Consider the following 18931-nt stretch of genomic DNA (forward strand, 5'->3'; position numbering starts at 1 on the left):
CGCCCGGCAGTCCTCCGGTCCACCCCGTCCGCCCTCTGGACGAATACCTCTCACTGAGAGCTAAAATCGGAGGTATGAGTGCGACACCGGAGACGCTCACCCCCGCACCGGCCGTCGACCTTCCGACGACCCCCGATCCCGACGTGGCCGACGAACTCTCCGCCCTGCTGGTCGGCATCCAGCGCCTGGTCCGCCGCCGACTGCGGCAGGGACTCACCGAGCCGAGGCTGCGCGGGGCGCAGATCGAACTGCTGCGCCTGGTGATGGACACCCCCGGGCTGCGGGTGTCCGACGCGGCCGAGGAGCTGTGCCTCGCTGGCAACTCGGTCTCCACCCTGGTCAACCAGCTGGTCGCGCTGCGGCTGCTGCGCCGCGAGGTGGACCCGGCCGACCGCCGGGCGGCCCTGCTGTACGCCACCGACGAGGCCGTCGAACGCCTCGCGGTCTGGCGGGCCCGGCGCGCCGCGCTGGTGGGGGAGGTGGTGGCCGGGCTGCCCGCCGACTCCCGGGCGGCCCTGGCCGCCGCGGTGCCCGCGCTGCGCGAGGTGGCGACGGGCCTGCGCACCCGACCGGGCGAGCCGGGGGAGGAGGAGCGATGACGTTCCCGGAGAACGGCGGTGACGAGGCGGTGGTCTGCCGCGGCCTGGAGTACACCTTCCACCACGGGCGCGGGAAGGGCAGCAGCACCAAGGCCGTCGACGGTGTCGACCTGACCGTGCGCACCGGCGAGGTGTTCGGCCTGCTCGGCCCCAACGGCGCGGGCAAGACCACCACGATCCGGGCGATCACCACCCTGCTGCCGGTCCGCGCCGGCATGGTGCGGGTCTTCGGCCACGACCCCGCCCGGCAGCGGATGGAGGTCCGCCGACTGCTCGGCTACGTGCCGCAGCAGCTCTCCGCGGACGGTGGGCTGACCGGTCGGGAGAACGTCGCGCTGTTCGCCCGCGTCTTCGACGTGCCGCACGGCGAGCGCCGCGAGCGGGTCGCCCAGGCGCTGGCCGCCGTCGGCCTCGCCGAGGCGGCCGACCGGATGGCCGGCACCTACTCCGGCGGCATGGTCCGCCGGCTGGAGCTCGCCCAGGCCCTGGTCAGCGCCCCGCGCCTGCTGGTGATGGACGAGCCCACCATCGGCCTGGACCCGATCGCCCGCACCGGCGTCTGGGAGTGCGTCGAGGCGGTCCGCCGGGCCACCGGGATGACGGTGCTGGTCACCACCCACTACATGGACGAGGCCGACCGCTACTGCGACCGGATCGCCCTGATGGACCGCGGCCGGATCCGCGCGCTCGGCACCACCGAGGAGCTGAAGACCGTGGTCCGCGCGCAGGATCCGCAGCTCGCCGACCCCAGTCTGGACGACGTGTTCCGCCACTTCGCGGGCCGCGAGCTGGCCCCCGGCGAGGCCCCGGAAGGAGAGTTCAGCGATGTCCGCCGTACCCGCCGCACCGCCTCCCGCGTCGGCTGAGCCCCCGGGCCCCGCCACTGCCGCCGCGACCGCGACCGCCGCCCGTTCCGACCTCGGGCTGCTGCTGGTCCCCCCGCGCGCCCGCACCGGCTGGCGGCTGGTGCCCGCCCGGACGCTGGCGATGTGCACCGTCGAGCTGCAGAAGCTGCGCCACGACCGCACCGAGCTCTACACCCGGGCCGTGCAGCCCGCGCTGTGGCTGCTGATCTTCGGGGAGACCTTCACCCGGCTGAAGGCCATCCCCACCGGCGGCATCCCCTACCTGGACTTCCTGGCCCCCGGGATCATCGCCCAGTCCGCCATGTTCATCGCGATCTTCTACGGCATCATGATCATCTGGGAGCGGGACTCCGGGGTGCTCACCAAGCTGCTGGTCACCCCCACCCCGCGCGCGGCGCTGGTGACCGGCAAGGCCTTCGCCGCCGGGGTGAAGGCGGTGATCCAGGCCGTCGTCGTGGTGGTGATCGCCGCCCTGCTCGGAGTCGCGATGACCTGGAACCCGCTGCGGCTGCTCGGGGTCGTGGTCGCCGTGCTGCTCGGCTCGGCGTTCTTCTCCTGCCTCTCGATGACCATCGCCGGCATCGTGCTCACCCGTGACCGACTGATGGGCATCGGCCAGGCGATCACCATGCCGCTCTTCTTCGGCTCCAACGCCCTCTACCCGGTGGACCTGATGCCGGGCTGGCTCCAGGTGGTCAGCCGGGCCAACCCGCTCAGCTACCAGGTCGACGCCCTGCGCGGCCTGCTGATCGGCACCCGCGCCCACCTCCCGCTCGACTTCGCCGTCCTGACCGTGGCCACCGTGCTCGGCATCACCGCGGCCTCCGCGCTCCTCGGCCGCCTGGCCCGCTGACGCCCGCGCCGCTGCGCCGCTGCGCGGCCGCCGGCCCGTGCGGGGTCAGCCGCGCGGCTGGCGGGGCAGGGCGAGGGTGAGGGCCTCGGGGGAGGCGGGCGGGAGGGCGAGGGCGGAGACGGTCTCGGCGGGGAGCGGGCGCAGGCCGAGCAGGGCGGTGGCCAGGCGGGTGGTGGCCCGGTGCCAGTCGGGGATGCGCTGGAGCATGGCGTGGCCGCTGCCGGTGACGGTGTAGCCGCAGACGCGGGCGCCGGCGGCCCGGCTGCGGGCGGCGAAGGCCCGGGTCTCGGCGGGCGGGGTGACCTTGTCGCGGTCGCCGTGCAGCAGCAGCACGTCCCGTCCGGCCAGTTGCTCGCACGGGTCCTCGGCTGGGCACCAGGGGGCGAGGGCGACCAGGCCGGTGACGGCCGGGTGGCCGCCGGCCCGCAGGGCCGCGCGCCCGCCCATCGAGTGCCCGATCAGGACGGTCGGCACCTCGCCCAGCTCCCGGGCCAGCTCGTCGAGGGCGGCGAGGGCGTCCAGCGCGGCGTCGGCGCGCTGCCCGTTCCAGCCCCGGTGGCGGTAGCGGACGGTGCCGACGGCCACGTCGGCGCCGGCGGTGTCCTTGGCGAGGGAGCGCAGGAAGCCGTGCATCCGCAGCAGCGGCAGGTTGACCGGGCCGGGTCGGGCGAGGTTGTGCTCCTCGCCGCCGTGCAGCACCAGGACGGCGGCGCGCGGCGCCTCGGGCCGCACCCGCCAGCGCAGTGCCGGGTGCCCGGCGGTGCTGCCGGCCGTGCTGCCGGTCGTCGTGCCGCCGTCCACCGTGTCGCTGCTCACACCCGCACCGTCCTGTCCCGTCCCGCCCCCGTCCCGTGCCCTTGAACATCACTTTACGCGGGGCGTCTACGGGCCCGTTTCACCCGGGGGGAGCAGCCCGGGGACCAGGCGCGCGCGGGCCGGGCGGGGTGCTGCTATCCACGAAGGGTGGGGGGCCGCACGCGCCGCTCGTGGCGCCGTGTCACCGAGTGGAGGACTCCGTGGCTCAGCAGCTCGCACTCTCCGTGGACTTCGGATCGGGTTTCACCGACGCCTGGTCCAAGATCGCCAAATTCGTCCCGCAGTTCATCGCCTTCCTGGCGATCCTGGTCATCGGCTGGATCGTGGCGAAGGCGATCGCCAAGGTCCTGGACCGCGTGCTGCGCAAGGTCGGCTCGGAGCGGGTCGCCGAGCGGGCCGGGATGGCCCGCCACCTGAGCGGGTCGAACTACGACATGACCGGCATCATCTGCAAGATCGTCTACTACGCGATCCTGCTGATGGTGCTGCAGCTGGCGTTCGGCGTCTTCGGCCCGAACCCGATCAGCGTGATGATCCACAGCATCGTCGCCTGGCTGCCCCGGGGCATCGTGGCGGTCGCGATCGTGGTGGTCGCGATGGCCATCGCCAACGGCGTCCGCGACATCGTGCGCAACGCGCTCGCCGGCGCCTCGTACGGCCGTACGGTCGCCACGATCGCCTGGGCGTTCATCGTCGCGCTGGGCGTGATCGCGGCGCTCGGCCAGGCCGGGATCGCCACCGCGATCACCGGACCGGTGCTGATCGCGGTGCTCGCCACGATCGCCGGTGTGCTGGTGGTGGGTGTCGGCGGCGGCCTGATCCTGCCGATGCGCCAGCGCTGGGAGCGCTGGCTGGACCACGCCGAGCAGGAGAGCGCCAAACTGCGCGGCAGCGCCTACCAGGCGGGCCGGGCGGACGTGCTGGCCAACCAGCCGGCCCGGCCGACCACCCAGGCCGCCCCGGGCACCACCCCGCCGCCGCCCGGCATCGACCCGGGCCGCCCGGGCGACCAACCGAGCTAGGCAGCGACCCGCAGCGGGTTCAGGCCCGCAGCAGGCCCTGCTCGCGCACCAGCCAGCAGATCGCGGTCAGCCGGTGCACCGCGTAGTCGTACCCCACCGGTTCCCGCCAGCCGATCTCGGTGAGCGCGTCCAGGAAGCCGAGCGCGTAGTCCGACAGTTCCTCACGGTCCAGGGGCCGGGGCGCCAGCTCCGGCCCCTGCGCGTACAGCAGCTCGCGCAGCATCGCGACGTGCTGGTCGACCATCGCGACGAAGCCGGGCTCGAAGGCGAACTCGGACAGCCGGGGCGTGAACGCGGCGACGATGCCGGGCAGCGGGCAGCCGGCCGGATCGTCGGGGGAGCGCCGGAAGGATTCGTCGGGGGTGGCGAACATCCGTCCACCGTAGGCGAGCGGGTCGGCCGGACCGGCGGCTCGTGACGGTTCCGTGCTGAGACCTTGGCCACCTTCGGGAGTTTCGGCGGCTTGGCCGGTTCTCTGCACCGATCCACGGGTGGTCTGTACCAGAATGGTCCGCATGGATCTCCGCATCTTCACCGAACCGCAGCAGGGCGCGAGCTACGACACCCTCCTGACGGTCGCCCGGGCCGCCGAGGACCTGGGCGTCTTCAGTGCCTTCTTCCGCTCCGACCACTACCTGAAGATGGGCGACGTCGACGGCCTGCCCGGGCCGACCGACGCCTGGATCACCCTGGCCGGCCTCGCCCGCGACACCCGCACCATCCGCCTCGGCACCCTGATGACGGCCGCGACCTTCCGCCTGCCCGGCGTCACCGCGATCCAGGTCGCCCAGGTGGACGCGATGAGCGGCGGCCGGGTCGAGTTCGGCCTCGGCGCCGGCTGGTACGAGGCCGAGCACGCCGCCTACGGCATCCCCTTCCCGAAGGAGAAGTTCGGGCGGCTGGAGGAGCAGCTGGCGATCATCACCGGCCTGTGGAACACCAAGCTCGGCGACACCTTCGACTTCGCCGGCGAGTACTACACGCTGACCGGCTCGCCGGCCCTGCCCAAGCCGGCCCAGGACCGGATCCCGGTGCTGGTCGGCGGCCTCGGCCCGAAGCGGACCCCGGCGCTGGCCGCCCGCTTCGCTGACGAGTTCAACCTGCCGTTCGCCTCGGTGGAGGACAGCGCCGCCCAGTTCGGCCGGGTCAAGGCCGCCGTCGAGCAGGCCGGGCGCTCGGTCGGCGACCTGGTGTACTCCAACGCCTTGGTCGCCTGCGTCGGCCGCGACGACGCCGAGGTGGCCCGCCGGGCGGCCGTGATCGGCCGGGACGTGGACGAGCTGAAGGCCAACGGCCTGGCCGGCACCCCGGACGAGGTCGCCGAGAGGATCGGCCGGTACGCGGCCGTCGGCAGCGAGCGGGTCTACCTGCAGATCCTGGACCTGGACGACCTCGACCACCTGGAGCTCATCGCCTCCCGGGTCGCCCCCCAGCTCGGCTGACCCGCCCGCACGGCACGCCCTGATCCGGTACCGGCCGGCCGGGCCCGGCGATCACCGCTCTTTACTCGCTCTTGGGAATGCGTAATGCTCCAAGGGAGGGAACGGCGCGGGGAGGACCGGTGACCAGGACGAGAACGGCGGAGGCGGCGGCACCCCGGGTGCCGTCGCCTCCTGGACAGGGCCCAGCCGGCGCCCCGCAGGCCTTACGGGTGCAGCCCGGCCTGCACGACCTGCGGACCGGCCCCGCCCCGGTGGCGCTGCACTACCCCGCCGGCGACCTGCTGGTCGTCTCCGGTCTGCCCGGCAGCGGCAAGAGCACCCTGATGCGCCGCTGCGTGCGCGCCCCACTGGTCGACTCCCAGCTGGTCCGCGAGGAGTACGCGGCCAGGCTGCCCGGCCGCCTCCCGTACGCCCTCTACCGCCCGCTGGCGCGGATCGCGCACTACCGGCGGCTGCGGCGCGCGGTGCTGGCCGGCGGGCCGCTCGCCGTCCACGACTGCGGATCGCTGTCCTGGGTGCGGCTCTGGCTGACCCGCACCGCCGCCCGGCAGGGCCGCCGGGTGCACCTGCTGCTGCTGGACGCCGAACCGGCCGAGGCGCGGGAGGGCCAGCAGAGCCGGGGGCAGAGCGTCTCCCGCTACGCCTTCCTCCGGCACCGGGCCGCCGTCGACAGGCTGCGGCGCCGGCTCACCGGGGCCGGACGGGCGCCGGAGGGCTGTGCGTCGGCCGTGGTACTCGACCGGGCCGCCGCGCGCGCCCTGCGGGAGATCGTCTTCGCCGCGTCGTAGTCTCGGCGGGTCCGCGCCGAGCCGGGCGGGCCCGGGGCGCGGCCGACAATCCGCCAACTCCCTTGTCAGGAGCGCAGATGCGCCGTACTGCCCGGGTGCGCTCGCGTACCCCCCGTCTGTTCCCCTGGGCCGCCGTGCTGGTCGCGGCCGCCGGTCTCAGCCAGCTCGCCGCCCCGGCCCCGCACTCCGCCGCCGTGACCGCCGCGGCCGCCGTGACCGCGGCCTGTGCGGGGTCCGACGCCGACGCCGACGCCGACGCCGCCGCTGTCGATGCCGTCGCCGTCGCTGCCGCCGCCCGCAAGCCGGCCGGCAGTCAGGCCGGGCAGGACCCGAACGCCGTCACCGCCGCCGAGGCCCGGGCGATGCAGGCGGACCTCGACGACCGGCTCGCCCAGCTCTCCTCCGCGCACGCCCGGGTCGGCGCCCCGACGACGGTGCCGGTCTTCGTCCACGTGATCCACGCTGGTGACGCCGGCCGGCTCGACGGGGGCGTCGTCGCCGCCCAGATCGACCACCTCAACGCGACCTACGGCGGCCAGGGCGACGGCAACACCCCCAGCCCGTTCCACTTCGAGCTGGCCGGCACCGACTACACCGACAACGCCTCCTGGTACGACGGCATGACCCCCGGCTCCGGGACCGAGACGGGAATGAAGAACGCGCTGCGCAAGGGCGACGCGGGCACCCTCAACCTCTACACCGCCAAGCTCGGCCAGTCCCTGCTCGGCTGGTCGACCTTCCCGGGCGCCTACCGCTCGAACCCCGCCGACGACGGCGTGGTCGTCCTCGACGCCTCCCTGCCGGGCGGCGCCGCCGCCCACTACAACGAGGGCAGCAGCGCCACCCACGAGATCGGCCACTGGCTCGGCCTCTTCCACACCTTCCAGGGCGGCTGCCTGCCCCCGGGCGACTACGTGGACGACACCCCGCCCGAGCGCACCCCCGCCTACGGCTGCCCCGAGGGCCGCCGCACCTGCACCGGGCCCGGCCTGGACCCGATCCACAACTTCATGGACTACAGCTACGACTCCTGCATGAGCCAGTTCACCCCCGGCCAGGTCCAGCGGATGGCCGACTCCTGGGCCGCTTACCGGAGTTGAGTCGTCGGGGCTGGTCCGATACCCGGGCACTCTCGCAGAACCGCAGAACCGCAGAACCGCAGAACCGCCGAACCGCAGATCGGCCAGGCCATGTGCCATCGATCTGAATGTAAAACGCCGATCACGGCGTGGCAAATGCCGACCACACACCCGATTTGATCTATGTTCGGGGTGTCGGGACCGAGCAGGAACTGAGCGCCAAGGAGTAACGCCATGAGTGCCAACCCCCGGATCGTCGTCGGCGTGGACGGCTCGCCCGCCTCGGAGCAGGCGCTGCGCTGGGCGGTCGACTACGCGCGAGCCGTCGGCGGGACCATCACCGCGATCGCCGCCTGGGAGTACCCGGCGTTCTACGGCTGGGCCGCGCCGAGCGTGCCGTCCGCCGAGGTCTTCAACCCCGAGGAACTGGCCGGCAAGACCCTCTCCGACACCGTTGTCAGGGTCGTCGGCGACGACCCGGGCGTGCGGATCAGTGAGAGCGTGATGCCCGGCAACGCCGCCCAGGCCCTGCTGGAGGCCGCCAAGGGCGCCGCGCTGCTCGTCGTCGGCAGCCGCGGCCTCGGCGGCTTCTCCGGCGTGCTGCTCGGCTCGGTCAGCCGCCACCTCACCGAGCACGCGCCCTGCCCGGTCGTCGTCGTCCGAGAGGGCCAGGTGGCCGAGGGCGAGTAGCGCGCCGCCCCGCCGGGCCGCCGCGCGGTGGAGGATGGAGACATGCCAGAAGGTGACTCCGTCTACCGCGCGGCGGCCCGGCTGCACGAGGCCCTCGCCGGGCAGGTGCTGACCAGCGCCGACCTGCGGGTGCCCGCGCACGCCACCGCCGTCCTCGCCGGCCGCCGGGTGCTGGAGGTCGCCCCGCGCGGCAAGCACCTGCTCACCCGCCTCGAAGGCGGCCTCACCCTGCACACCCATTTGCGGATGGACGGCCGCTGGGAGGTCTACCGGCCCGGCGAGCGCTGGTCCGGCGGCCCCGCCTGGCAGATCCGCGCCGTCCTCGGCACCGAGCGGGGCACCGCCGTCGGCTACCGGCTGCCCGTCGTCGACCTGCTGCGCACCGCCGACGAGCAACGCGCCGTCGGCCACCTCGGCCCCGACCTGCTCGGCCCCGACTGGGACCCGGTGGAGGCCGTCCGCCGGCTGCTCGCCCACCCCGGCCGCCCGCTCGCCGAGGCGCTGCTCGACCAGCGCAACCTCGCCGGCATCGGCAACGTCTACGCCGCCGAGCTCTGCTACCTGGCCGGCGTCACCCCGTGGACCGAGGTGCGCCAACTCCCGCGCCCCGACCGGCTGGTGGAGCGGGCCCGGGAGCTCCTCGACGCCAACCGGCTGCGCCCCGGACACGTCACCACCGGCGACACCCGGCGCGGCCACCAGCACTGGGTCTACGGCCGGGCCGGCCGCCCCTGCCCGCGCTGCGGCACCCTCGTCCGGACCGCCCGCCAGGGCGCGCCCCCGCAGGACCGGGTGGCGTACTGGTGCCCCTACTGCCAGCGCGGCCCGGCCCCGGCCGGTACGGGCGTCAGCTCCGCTCGACCAGGGCCGGGTGACGCGGGTCGTCCACCCGGACGGTGACGTCGGCGGCCTCGGTCGGGCCGGTCTCCGCCTCGTAGCGGGCGAAGGCGGGCAGCGTCCACTGCTGGTCGGCGGGCGTGCGGCGGGCCAGGGCAGTCGGGGTGAGCGCGAGGTGGACGGCCAGCTCCAGCGGCAGCCAGCGGCCGAGCAGCAGCGCGCCGTCCAGCAACAGCACGCCGCCGGGCGGCAGTTCGGCGTACGGGGCGCGGGTCGAGCGGTCCGTCGCCGGGTCGCGCAGCGAGGGCAGGACGCGGCCGCTGGCACCGGGCTCCAGCGGGTCCAGCACCTCGCGCAGCAGGGCGCCGTCGTCCAGCCAGAGGTCGTGGAAGGCGTCCGCGTCCTGGTGGCCGTACTCCAGCCGGATCGAGGCCGGGCGCAGGAAGCCCGCCGCCGACACCCGCAGCGCGGGGCGGCCGCGCAGCCGCAGCGGCTCCACCAGGGCGTCGGCGAGCAGGTCGGGGCGGGCGGCGGGCGCGCCGTCCACCGCGACCCGCAGCCACCGGCCGCCGGGGTCGGACAGCGCGGCGATGCGGTCGGCGAGCATTTCGGCCAGCCGGTCGGGGGAGATCGGGTGTACCTGCATCGGGCCATCCTGTCGTGCCGTCGTGCCGTCGTGGCTGTGGTGCCGGGCGGTCAGGGTCAGGTGAGCGGGAGGGCGTGCAGGACGTCGTCGTGGCCGGCGTAGAGGTGGTTCGCGTCGACGGCGAGCGACCAGACGTCCTTGCCGGGGCCCGAGTCGAGGAACGTCCAGCGCGGTGTGCCGCTCGCGGTGTCGATCGCGCACACCCCGGCGGTCGCCGGTCCGGGGACGAACAGCGTGCCGCCGGCCACCAGCGGATGGCTGCGGCGGTCCAACAGGAACGGCAGCCGGTAGGACCACTGCAGTGCGCCGGTGACCGCGTCGTGCCCGGTGACCAGGCCGTTGTCGCGGGCCAGGTAGACCCGCGGGCCGTCGGAGACCGCGGGCATCGCCCGCCACGACTCGCCCCGGCCGGGGGAGACCGTCCAGGCCGGCTCGCCGCCGGGGCGCAGCGCGCGGACGCCGCCGGCCCCGTCGGGGACGTAGACGTGCACCGGGCCGCCGACGCACCAGCCCAGGTCCCCGGCGCCGGGGGCCGTCCACAGCTCCCGGCCGTCGGCGGTGTCCCGGACCACCAGTTCACTGCCGTTGCCCAGGTTGCGCAGGCACGGGAGGCGGCCGCCGGGCGCGGTGACCGGGGTGAACGGCTGCTCGTTGCGGTCGGTGGGGAGGTGCCACAGCATCGAGCGGTCCGCGACCCGGACGGCGAAGAGCCGGCCGTCCGGCGTCGAGCTCTCCCGCGACCAGTCCCAGACGTAGCCGTACAGGGTGCCGTCGTCGAAGCCGGACAGTTGGACGGAGCCTTGCAGGTCGTCGGGCAGCGGCAGGCTCCAGTCGGCGGCGGGGTCGCCGAGGTGGCGGGCGTCCAGGTGGCCAGGGGAGGTGGTGAAGAGCCGGTCCGGCCCGAGCACCACCTTGCCCAGCACCTCCAGGTCGCTCGGCCAGTTCCCGCGCGGCGGGTCGATGGTGAGCAGCCGCGCCGCCTCGCCGGTGGCCGGGTCCAGGACCTGGAGCCCGGCCCGGGACAGGAACACCGGCCGGGTCGGCGGGCCGGTCAGCCGCTCCGGGGTCATCGCCTCCGGCCCCCGGTACGTCCACAGCGGGGTCGGCCCGGACAGCGCGGTCGGCTGCGGCCTCGGCGGCGGAGCCGGCTGGTCCGCACCCGAACGGCTGAACGCCCACACCGCCGCGCCCGCCGCCAGCGCCCCGGCCCCCGCCAGCAGCCCGCGCCGGCTCAGCCGCGGCCCGTCCCCGCCCCCGCCGACCACGTCCGCGGGCTCCCGCGCGGCGCCGTCCGCCTCCCCGTCCCACTGCCACGACGTCTCGCGCACGGGCCCCTCGGACGACGGCGACTGCATACCGGCTCCCACCTCCCCCGCGGCGCCCCACGCGCCACCACTCGCCCGGAGGATATCGAACAGCCCCCGAACCACCCGAAACCCCGACCGGCGGCGTACTAGGCTGAGGCACAGCACAGGCCCGCCCAGCAGCCCCGGGGGAGGTACGGCGTGACGGCCGAGATGATCGCACCCGAGTGGATGCACCGGCAGATCAGCAGCGAGCAGTACGACTCCTGGACCGTGGAGCAGTGCGCGGGCATCGAGATCGTCGACGGGATGGTGGTCGTGAGCCCGAGCGCCTCCAAACGGCACAACCGGCTCGCACGGTTCCTGGCGAACGCCCTGGACGCGGCCGGCGGCGCCGAGTGGAACGCCGACACGGACTTCGACGTCAGGCTCCAGGACGTGCCGCTGAACAACCGCCGCCCGGACGTGGTGGTCTACCGGGCGGACACGATCGACGAGTCGCCCACCAGACCCGCGGACGTGCTGCTGCTCGTCGAGGTCGTCTCACCGGGTTCGGAGACCACCGACCGGGTGGTCAAGCTGGACCAGTACGCCAAGGCGGGCATCCCGTTCTACTGGCGGGTCGAGCAGGTCGCCGACGGCGTCCCGATCGTCCACACCTACGTGCTGGACGCGGCGAGCCGTTCGTACCGGGCGGGCGAGTTGTTCACCGGCCGGGTCAAGGCCGTGGTGCCGTACGCGGTGGAGGCCGACCTCTCCGGGCTGTGAGGCGCCCGCCCGTCAGTGCTGCGGGGGGTGGTCGGCGAGGTCGGCGAGGACGTCGGCGTGGCAGGGGAGCGGGGCGCACCAGCAGCCGAGGCGGTGGCCGCGCAGGGGCGGGACGAGGGCGAGCAGGTCGGGGCGGGCGAGGAGGTAGGCGCGGTAGTCGGCGACCATCTGCTCGCGGGTGAGGTCGGGGCCGGGGCGGTAGGGGCAGTGCAGCGGGGACTCGGACAGGTGCCAGCCGCCGCGGTGCATGGCGCGGCCGACGTAGACGACGTCGGCGCAGGAGGGGTCGTCGCGGTGGCCCTTGAGGTTGACCACGGTGGTGCGGCCGGAGGTGGTCGGCATGCCGTCCATGCTGGCGCAACCGGGGCCGACGGGCATCCGGGGCCCCGGGGGGCTCGCCTTGACACGCCCCGGGGCCCGGCGTAGCAAAAGAGCATGCGCCATCCGCACGCGGGCGGCCGTGACCGGGCGGCGCCGCCCGGCCCGCACCGGCCGCAGGAGCTTGACGCCGCCCCGGCGGCGGTCGAGCGGGACGACCTGCTGGCGGGCGCCGTCCGCCGGGCGCTCGGCGGCACCGGGGCGTACGGGGCGATGGTGTACCTGCGCTCGCGGGACGGCCGCTCGCTGGTGCTCTGCACGATCGCGGGCGTACCGCTGTCGATCATGAGCCCGTTCCGGCGGATCGCCGCCGCCGGCCCGCTGCCCGTCGCCGTCAGCTTCCGCACCGGGCGGACCATCACCCTCGCCGACACCGAGGACACCATGCGGCGCTTCCCGCAGCTCGCCGTCGGCATGCCGTACGACTACGCCTCCGCCTGCGTGCCGGTGGCGGGCGGCAAGGAGCGGTTCGGGGTGCTCAGCGTGTTCTGGCCGGCCTCCGACGACGGCGTCCCGGAGGACGCCCAGCCGCGGCTGGCGGAGGTGGCCGGGCGGCTGGCCGCCGGGCTGGCGGGCCTGGCGGCGGCCGGGCACCCCGTGGAGCCGGGCGGCGACGCGGCCGTGGTCGAGCTGCCGCCGCCGTCCGCGCCGACCTGCCGGGTCGGGATGTTCGACTGGAACGTCGCCACCGGGGCGCTGGCCGCCGACGAGCAGTTCCTCGCGATCTTCGGCCTCGCACCCGACGAGTTCGACGGCACGGCGGCCGCCCTCGGCAGCCGGATCGCCCCCGGTGACCTGCCCGAGTTCCGGGCCGCCGCCCGGACCGCCCTGGCCCTGGGCGAGGTGCTGGCGGCCAGGGTCCGGGTGCTCGGGCCGGACGGCCACCCGTACCCGGTGGAGCTCTGGGCGCGGGTGCCCTCGGCGATCTCGGCGGACGGCCGCACCCATCTGGTCGGCGCCGTGCTGGACGCCCGCACCCTCACCGCGGCCGCGGCCGCCGTCGAGCGACTGCGCGAGGGCGTCTTCTCACTCGACCCGGACGGCCGGGTCGGCTACGCCAACCGCGCCACCGAGCCACTGCTCCAGGCGCGCCGCGAGGACCTGGTCGGCCACCACCTGTGGGACGTGCTGCCCTGGCTCGCCGACCCCTTCTTCGAGAACCGCTACCGGGCCGCCCTGCTCTCCCAGCAGCCCACCGCCTTCCTGGCCGCCCGCCCGCCGGACGGCTGGCTCGCCTTCTCGCTCTACCCCGACACGCACGGCGTCACCGGCCGGGTGGTGGCCGCCGAAGCCCCGCCGGGCGCGGCCGAACCGCGGGCCGCGCCCCCGCCGCCCGCGGCCCGCGGCGCCACCCGGACCGACGCCCCCGCCGGCATCGGCGGCACCTACCACCTGCTCCAGCTCGCCAGCGCGCTCACCGAGGCCGTCAGCGTGCGCGAGGTCTGCCGGGCCGTGGCCGAGGAGATCCTGCCGGCCTTCGGCGGCCAGGAGCTCGCCATCTACGGGGTGCGCGACAAGAACCTGCACCTGATCTCGCAGACCGGCTACCCGGACGGCTTCCTGGACGGCTTCGAGGGCACCCCCGTCGCCGCCCGCATCCCCGGCGCGGAGACGCTCAGCACCGGCACCCCGATCTTCTTCGAATCGGTCCGCGAACTCGCCGCCGCCTACCCCGGCATCGCGCTCGACGAGATGGGCGCCTGGGCCTTCCTGCCGCTGATCGCCTCCGGCCACCCCGTCGGCAGCTGCATCCTCGGCTTCGACCGGCCGCGCCCCTTCACCGCCGAGGACCGCGGCCTGCTCACCGCCCTCGGCGGCTTCATCGCCCAGGCCCTGGAACGGGCCCGGCTGTACGACGCCGAGTTCGCCCTGGCCCGCGGCCTCCAGCAGGCGCTGCTGCCGCACCGCCTCCCGGACGTGCCCGGCATCCGGATCGCCGCCCGCTACCTGCCCGGCACCCAGGGCATGGAGATCGGCGGCGACTGGTACGACGCGATCGTCACCGGCGGGGACGTCACCCTGGTGATCGGCGACGTCGAGGGCCACAGCGTCGGCGCGGCCGCCACCATGGGCCAGCTGCGCAGCGCCGTCCGCGCCTTCACCACCGGTGGCGACCCGCCCGACCAGGTGCTCGCCCGCACCAACCGGCTCCTCCTCGACCTCGACCCCGGACTGCTCGCCAGCTGCTGCCTCGTCCGCCTCACCCCGGCCGACGGCCGCGCCCGGATCGCCCGGGCAGGGCACCTGCCGCCGGTGCTGCGCTTCCCGGACGGGTGGGCCGAGGCGCTGTACGTGCCGGGCGGGCCGCTGCTGGGCGTGGAGGACCTGGCCGAGTACCCGGTCAGCGAGCTGCGCCTGGCGCCCGGCACGGTGGTCGCGCTGTACACGGACGGGCTGGTGGAGGATCCGGCGGTGGCGATCGACCAGGGGGTGGACCTGCTGCGGGCCGCGCTCGGGCGCGGCGAGGAGCAGGGGCCGGACGGCCTGGAGCTGCTGGCGGAACGGATCCTGCGCGAGGTCGGCTCCTCGCACCGGGTGGACGACGTGGCGCTGCTGCTCACGGCCTTCGACGAGGACGTGTCCACGGGTGCGTCCACGGAGGCGCCCACGGGGGTGTCCACGGAGGTGCCCCGAACGCCGTGAGCGGCGACTTTCGTCGGGGGCGGGGGCGACGAACGGTGGCGGCGGACGGGTGGCGCGGCCCGATAGCCTCGACGGGTGGATGCGATGGCGCGGGCCTGGAAGAAGGCGGTACGGACGGCGTTTCCCGGGCCCTGGCCGCCCCGGCGGGTGGTGGGCCAGGGCGCGCTGGCCCTGCTGATGGGCGGGGTCGCGGTCCTGCTGGAGGTGGCCTCCGGTGTCGGCCACCCGGTCCTGGTGGGGCTGGGGGTCGCGCTGCTGTGGGTGCTGCGGCCGGCTTTCCCGGCGACCGTGCTGGTGCTCACCTCGGCCGCGGCCGGCTGGGCCGTCGGCCCGATGCCGCTGCTGGTCTGCGCGGGCTGGTCGGCCGGGGCGAGGCTGCGCCGGGTCACCGCGCTGGTCGGCACCTTCGTGCTGAGCTGGGTGCTGTTCATGGTGACCGGGGTGCTGAAGGACGCCGGCTCGGCCTCGCCCAAGCTGATCGTCGGGCTCTCGCTCGGCGGCTTCCTGCTGGTCGCCGTGCTGCCCGCGCTGTGGGGCCGCTACCGGGCGCAGCGCCGTGCCCTGCTGGACGCGCTGCGCGAGCGCAACGACCAGCTGGTGCGCGAGCGGGTCATGGTGGTGCACCAGGCCCGGCTGCGCGAGCGGCACCGGATCGCCCAGGACATGCACGACAGCCTGGGCCACCAGCTCGCGCTGATCTCCGTGCACTCCGGCGCGCTGGAGGTGGACCGTACGCTCAACGACCGGCAGCGCGAGGCGGTCGGGGTGCTGCGGCAGGCGGCGGTCGCGGCGATGCGCGAGCTGCGCGAGGTGGTCGGCGTCCTGCACGACGAGTCGACGGTGGTGCGGCCGGCGACGGCCGCGGCACCGGCCCGGGGCGGGGTGGACGGGATCGAGGGGCTGGTCGACTCCTCGCGGGCGGCCGGGGCGCTGGTCTCCTTCTCCCGGGAGGGCGAGCCGCGCCCGCTGGCCGCCGCGGTGGACCACGCGGCGTACCGGATGGTGCAGGAGGCGCTCACCAACGCGCACAAGCACGCCCCCGGCGCGCCGATCACCGTCGCGCTCCGGTACGAGCCGGACGCGCTGGTGGTGGAGGTGGTCAACCCGTGCACGCCGGAGCCCGTGGGCGTGCGCGCCGGCGCGGGCCCGGCGGTCAGCGGCGGCCAGGGGCTGACCGGCCTGCGCGAGCGGGCCCGGCTGGTCGGCGGCATGGTGCACGCCGGGCCGACGCCGGACCAGGGGTTCCGGCTGGCCGGCGTGCTGCCGTACGAGGGGGCGGAGGGCACGGGCGACGGGGCCGCGGCGATCGCCGGGGTCGACGACTGGGTGCTGGACGGCCTGCCGCCGGTCGTCGGGGCGGAGGACGGGCGGCGCAGTCCGGCGATCGGCTGCGCGGTCGGGGTGGGGGCGGTCGGCCTGACCGTGCTGGGGCTGCTGATCTGGGGCGTGGTGGCCTTCGTCCAGGGCACCGGCGACGCGACGGTGCCGAAGTCGGTGTACGACGGGCTGGAGGTCGGCACGCCGGAGGCCGACGTGCTGCACCGGCTGCCGCCGGGGAACACCTTCTTCACCGACGACTACCAGGGCAGCGGGCCCAAGCCCCCGGAGGGCGCGCACTGCCGCTGGTACTTGTCCGGTGACCTCAGCGACGCCTGGGGCCAGGACAACGTGATGCGGTTCTGCTTCAAGGACGGGCTGCTGGTGGAGAAGGAGCACTACCTCACGAAGTCCTGACCGCCGTGACCGCCCTGACCGCCCTGACCGCGCTGACCGGGCTGACTGCTCTGACCGTCCTGACCGGGTGGGACGCGGGGTTCGGCCGGATGTGAGGATGGTGTTCCTGCCGCAGCACCGTTCGAGGGGAATGACCAGCCGTGATCCGAGTCCTCGTCGCCGACGACGAGCCGCTCATCCGCGCCGGGATCAGGATGATCCTGGGCTCTGCCGCCGACATCGAGGTGGTCGCCGAGGCCGCCGACGGGCGGGAGGCGCTGGAGCTGGCCCGGGCGCACCGGGTGGACGTGGTGCTGCTGGACATCCAGATGCCGGTGATGGACGGGCTGACGGCGCTCGGGGAGCTGCCGAGGGTCGCGCCCGGCGCGCGGGCGCTGATCCTCACCACCTTCGGGGAGCGCGAGAACGTCCTGCGCGCCGTGACCGAGGGCGGCGCCGGATTCCTGCTCAAGGACACGGCGCCGCACGAGCTGATCCAGGCGGTGCGCGCGGCGGCCGGCGGCTACGCCTTCCTGTCCCCGGCCGCCACCCGGCACATCGTCGACTCGCTGGCCTCCGGGCGCAGCGGTTCGGCGGCCGCCCGCAGCGCGGAGGCCCGGCGCCGGCTGGAGGTGCTGACGCCGCGCGAGCTGGAGGTGCTGGCCCTGCTCGGCGAGGGTCTGTCCAACGCGGACGCGGGGGCGCGGATCCACATGAGCGAGGCGACGGTGAAGACGTACGTCAGCCGGATCCTGGCCAAGTTGGGCTGTGAGAACCGGGTGCAGGCGGCGCTGTTGGCGCGGGACGCGGAGCTCGGCGCCCGGGACTGAGCGCGTCCGACCGGTCGCGGAGCGTGTCGGGTGTGGCGGATGCCACCTGATGGCCCGTCGGAACGGGGAACTCCGGCTTCACTGGTGACGGTGCGTCAACTCGTGGTCGCGGTGGGTGGATGGTGTGCTCGGGCTCACAGGTGGACAGAGGTGAAGGGGGGGCGTGAAAGTTGATCAGTTGATCTTGAGAATGCGGTCAAACCCGGTCGAACTGGGCACGGCACCTTGATCAATACCGCCGGTAACAGTCAACTGACCTGCGGAGACCAAGAATTGCTTGCTGCACCCCGAGGTGGCCCGTAGCTTCATTGGCGGTGCAACGAGCACCACCCGGGTTCACCCCGACGCACGGCCCGCCGACCTGACCCCCGGCGCGAGGGCCGTGCCCGCCGACGCGACCAGCTCGAACAGGTCGTCGGCGAGTGGAGGTGGCCGGGGCGGCACGGCACGTCCCAGGCGTGTCCGGCCGCCCGTCGAGCGAGGTGAGCGTGACTATCGGCCCGTCATGGGTCTGGTTCCGCCTGCCCGCCCGGGGCTTGCCGAGAGGACTTATATGACTTCCCGTCACGAGACCGCCGCTGCCACCGACACCACCGCCACCAAGCGCAACCGCGTGCGGATGGCGGTCGTCGCGGGCGCCGCTGTCGCGGCCCTGCCGGTGGCCGGCCTCGTCACGGCCACCTCGGCCTCCGCCGCGCCCACCTCCAGCTGGGACTCCGTCGCCCAGTGCGAGAGCGGCGGCAACTGGAGCATCAGCAACGGCAACGGATTCTCCGGCGGACTGCAGTTCACCCCCAGCACCTGGAGGGCGTACGGCGGCACCGCCTACGCCCCCCAGGCCCACCAGGCGAGCAAGGCGCAGCAGATCACGGTCGCCGAGAAGGTCCTCGCCTCGCAGGGGCCCGGCGCGTGGCCGGTCTGCTCGGCCAAGGCGGGCCTGAGCAAGGGCGGCGCCCCGGCCGCCGTCGACACCACCGACACCGCACCCTCGAAGCCGGCCGCCAAGCCGGCGCCCAAGGCCCAGACGCCCAAGGCTCAGACGCCCAAGACCCAGGCGCCGCAGGCCCAGCAGGCGCCGAAGAGCAAGCCGGCGCCGAAGCAGCAGGAGACGTCGAAGCCGCAGCAGTCGGCCAAGCCGGCGCAGTCGGCGCCGTCCTCGGAGAAGAACACCTCCGGTGGCGGCTACACCGTCAGGAGCGGTGACACGCTGAGCGGCATCGCGGCCAAGTTCGGCACCGACACCGGCAACCTGTACGACAAGAACGCCCGCACCATCGGCGGCGACCCGGATCTCATCTTCCCGGGCCAGACCCTGACCGTCTGACACCTCCTCGCACCCGCGCCGAGCGGCCGCCCCACCCCGGGCCCGGCCGCTCGGCCCGGCGCGTTTCCGGGGCCGGGCGTGTTTCCGGGGCCGGGCGTATTTCCGGGATCGGGCGCGTTTCCGGGATCGGGTGCGAGGGAGGGAGCGTGCGAGCGGGCGTGAGGGCGTGCACGCAGGCGCTTCGGGAGATAGTTGAAGGTTGAACGCGACGTCTGAATACCGCCGGAGGTTTCCGGCGCCGAGGCCCAGGATCGAGTCATGTCCGAGATCGGAACCGGGGGTTCTGATCGGAACGAGTCGGATCACATCCGAATGAGGAGTTCTGGAGATATG

At 74.8% G+C, this 18931-nt stretch carries 19 protein-coding genes; 14 read left to right on the plus strand and 5 right to left on the minus strand.

Going from position 1 to position 18931, the window contains the following annotated elements; all coding sequences use genetic code 11:
- Window positions 1-74 precede the first annotated feature (74 nt).
- The 3 genes from A6F73_RS28960 to A6F73_RS28970 are packed head-to-tail and all read left to right on the plus strand — an operon-like array spanning window position 75 to window position 2318.
- Complete coding sequence (locus A6F73_RS28960; RefSeq protein ID WP_079136105.1) at window positions 75-599, plus strand: MarR family transcriptional regulator; 525 nt, start codon at window positions 75-77, stop codon at window positions 597-599.
- Window positions 596-1465 carry an ATP-binding cassette domain-containing protein gene (locus A6F73_RS28965; RefSeq protein ID WP_079136106.1) on the plus strand — a complete coding sequence of 290 codons (870 nt, stop codon included), beginning with the start codon at window positions 596-598 and terminating at the stop codon, window positions 1463-1465. Before A6F73_RS28960 ends, A6F73_RS28965 begins: the two co-directional genes overlap by 4 nt.
- Entirely contained in the window at window positions 1425-2318 is an 894-nt protein-coding gene (locus tag A6F73_RS28970; protein WP_063350468.1) for an ABC transporter permease, read from the plus strand. The genes A6F73_RS28965 and A6F73_RS28970 overlap by 41 nt, the downstream gene beginning before the upstream one ends.
- A gap of 45 nt (window positions 2319-2363) precedes the next feature.
- Here A6F73_RS28970 and A6F73_RS28975 read toward each other — a convergent pair whose 3' ends face one another.
- Window positions 2364-3134 (minus strand): alpha/beta fold hydrolase, encoded by a 771-nt coding sequence (locus A6F73_RS28975; RefSeq protein WP_244293538.1) that lies wholly within the window; start codon window positions 3132-3134, stop codon window positions 2364-2366.
- 200 nt (window positions 3135-3334) lie between these two features.
- On the opposite strand from A6F73_RS28975, the gene A6F73_RS28980 reads away from it, so the two are divergent.
- Entirely contained in the window at window positions 3335-4156 is an 822-nt protein-coding gene (locus A6F73_RS28980; protein WP_063350469.1) for a hypothetical protein, read from the plus strand.
- A 19-nt stretch (window positions 4157-4175) separates the two neighbouring features.
- Here A6F73_RS28980 and A6F73_RS28985 read toward each other — a convergent pair whose 3' ends face one another.
- Window positions 4176-4529 (minus strand): DUF6401 family natural product biosynthesis protein, encoded by a 354-nt coding sequence (locus A6F73_RS28985; protein ID WP_063350470.1) that lies wholly within the window; start codon window positions 4527-4529, stop codon window positions 4176-4178.
- Between the two features lie 142 nt (window positions 4530-4671).
- Between A6F73_RS28985 and A6F73_RS28990 the strand changes: the two genes are divergently transcribed.
- The 5 genes from A6F73_RS28990 to A6F73_RS29010 all read left to right on the plus strand — a co-directional run bounded on the left by A6F73_RS28990 (window position 4672) and on the right by A6F73_RS29010 (window position 9055).
- The gene (locus A6F73_RS28990) at window positions 4672-5598 is read left to right on the plus strand and encodes an LLM class F420-dependent oxidoreductase (RefSeq protein WP_063350471.1); all 927 of its coding nucleotides are present in this window, start codon (window positions 4672-4674) and stop codon (window positions 5596-5598) included.
- Between the two features lie 119 nt (window positions 5599-5717).
- On the plus strand, window positions 5718-6386 hold the full coding sequence (locus A6F73_RS28995) for an ATP-binding protein (RefSeq protein ID WP_244293539.1): 669 nt from the start codon (window positions 5718-5720) through the stop codon (window positions 6384-6386).
- A gap of 77 nt (window positions 6387-6463) precedes the next feature.
- Window positions 6464-7486, plus strand: a complete 1023-nt coding sequence (locus tag A6F73_RS29000; protein WP_063350473.1) for a zinc metalloprotease — start codon at window positions 6464-6466, stop codon at window positions 7484-7486.
- A gap of 213 nt (window positions 7487-7699) precedes the next feature.
- Window positions 7700-8155: a universal stress protein gene (locus A6F73_RS29005; RefSeq protein WP_063350474.1), complete on the plus strand. Its 456-nt coding sequence runs from the start codon at window positions 7700-7702 to the stop codon at window positions 8153-8155.
- Between the two features lie 42 nt (window positions 8156-8197).
- Entirely contained in the window at window positions 8198-9055 is an 858-nt protein-coding gene (locus A6F73_RS29010) for a DNA-formamidopyrimidine glycosylase family protein (RefSeq protein WP_063350475.1), read from the plus strand.
- Here the strand turns inward: A6F73_RS29010 and A6F73_RS29015 are convergent.
- Both A6F73_RS29015 and A6F73_RS29020 read right to left on the minus strand, forming a co-directional pair.
- Window positions 9003-9638: a hypothetical protein gene (locus tag A6F73_RS29015; protein WP_063350476.1), complete on the minus strand. Its 636-nt coding sequence runs from the start codon at window positions 9636-9638 to the stop codon at window positions 9003-9005. The two genes, A6F73_RS29010 and A6F73_RS29015, sit on opposite strands and share 53 nt — an antisense overlap.
- 56 nt (window positions 9639-9694) lie before the next feature.
- Entirely contained in the window at window positions 9695-10993 is a 1299-nt protein-coding gene (locus A6F73_RS29020; protein ID WP_063350477.1) for a PQQ-binding-like beta-propeller repeat protein, read from the minus strand.
- 150 nt (window positions 10994-11143) lie between these two features.
- Here A6F73_RS29020 and A6F73_RS29025 point away from each other — a divergent pair, with 150 nt between their 5' ends.
- Window positions 11144-11710 carry a Uma2 family endonuclease gene (locus A6F73_RS29025; RefSeq protein ID WP_063350478.1) on the plus strand — a complete coding sequence of 189 codons (567 nt, stop codon included), beginning with the start codon at window positions 11144-11146 and terminating at the stop codon, window positions 11708-11710.
- Window positions 11711-11722: 12 nt separating this feature from the next.
- On the opposite strand, the gene A6F73_RS29030 is transcribed toward A6F73_RS29025, so the two are convergent.
- Window positions 11723-12052, minus strand: coding sequence for a DUF4326 domain-containing protein (locus A6F73_RS29030; RefSeq protein ID WP_063351637.1), 330 nt, complete (start codon window positions 12050-12052; stop codon window positions 11723-11725).
- Between the two features lie 93 nt (window positions 12053-12145).
- Between A6F73_RS29030 and A6F73_RS29035 the strand changes: the two genes are divergently transcribed.
- The 4 genes from A6F73_RS29035 to A6F73_RS44165 all read left to right on the plus strand — a co-directional run bounded on the left by A6F73_RS29035 (window position 12146) and on the right by A6F73_RS44165 (window position 18598).
- Window positions 12146-14731 (plus strand): SpoIIE family protein phosphatase, encoded by a 2586-nt coding sequence (locus A6F73_RS29035; protein WP_079136107.1) that lies wholly within the window; start codon window positions 12146-12148, stop codon window positions 14729-14731.
- 84 nt (window positions 14732-14815) lie between these two features.
- Entirely contained in the window at window positions 14816-16465 is a 1650-nt protein-coding gene (locus tag A6F73_RS29040; protein ID WP_063350479.1) for a histidine kinase, read from the plus strand.
- 140 nt (window positions 16466-16605) lie between these two features.
- Window positions 16606-17274, plus strand: a complete 669-nt coding sequence (locus A6F73_RS29045; RefSeq protein ID WP_063350480.1) for a response regulator transcription factor — start codon at window positions 16606-16608, stop codon at window positions 17272-17274.
- 553 nt (window positions 17275-17827) lie between these two features.
- Window positions 17828-18598, plus strand: coding sequence for a transglycosylase family protein (locus A6F73_RS44165; protein ID WP_063350481.1), 771 nt, complete (start codon window positions 17828-17830; stop codon window positions 18596-18598).
- Window positions 18599-18931 lie beyond the last annotated feature (333 nt).

The sequence above is a fragment of the Streptomyces sp. MJM8645 genome (genome assembly GCF_001625365.1).
GTDB lineage: Bacteria > Actinomycetota > Actinomycetes > Streptomycetales > Streptomycetaceae > Kitasatospora.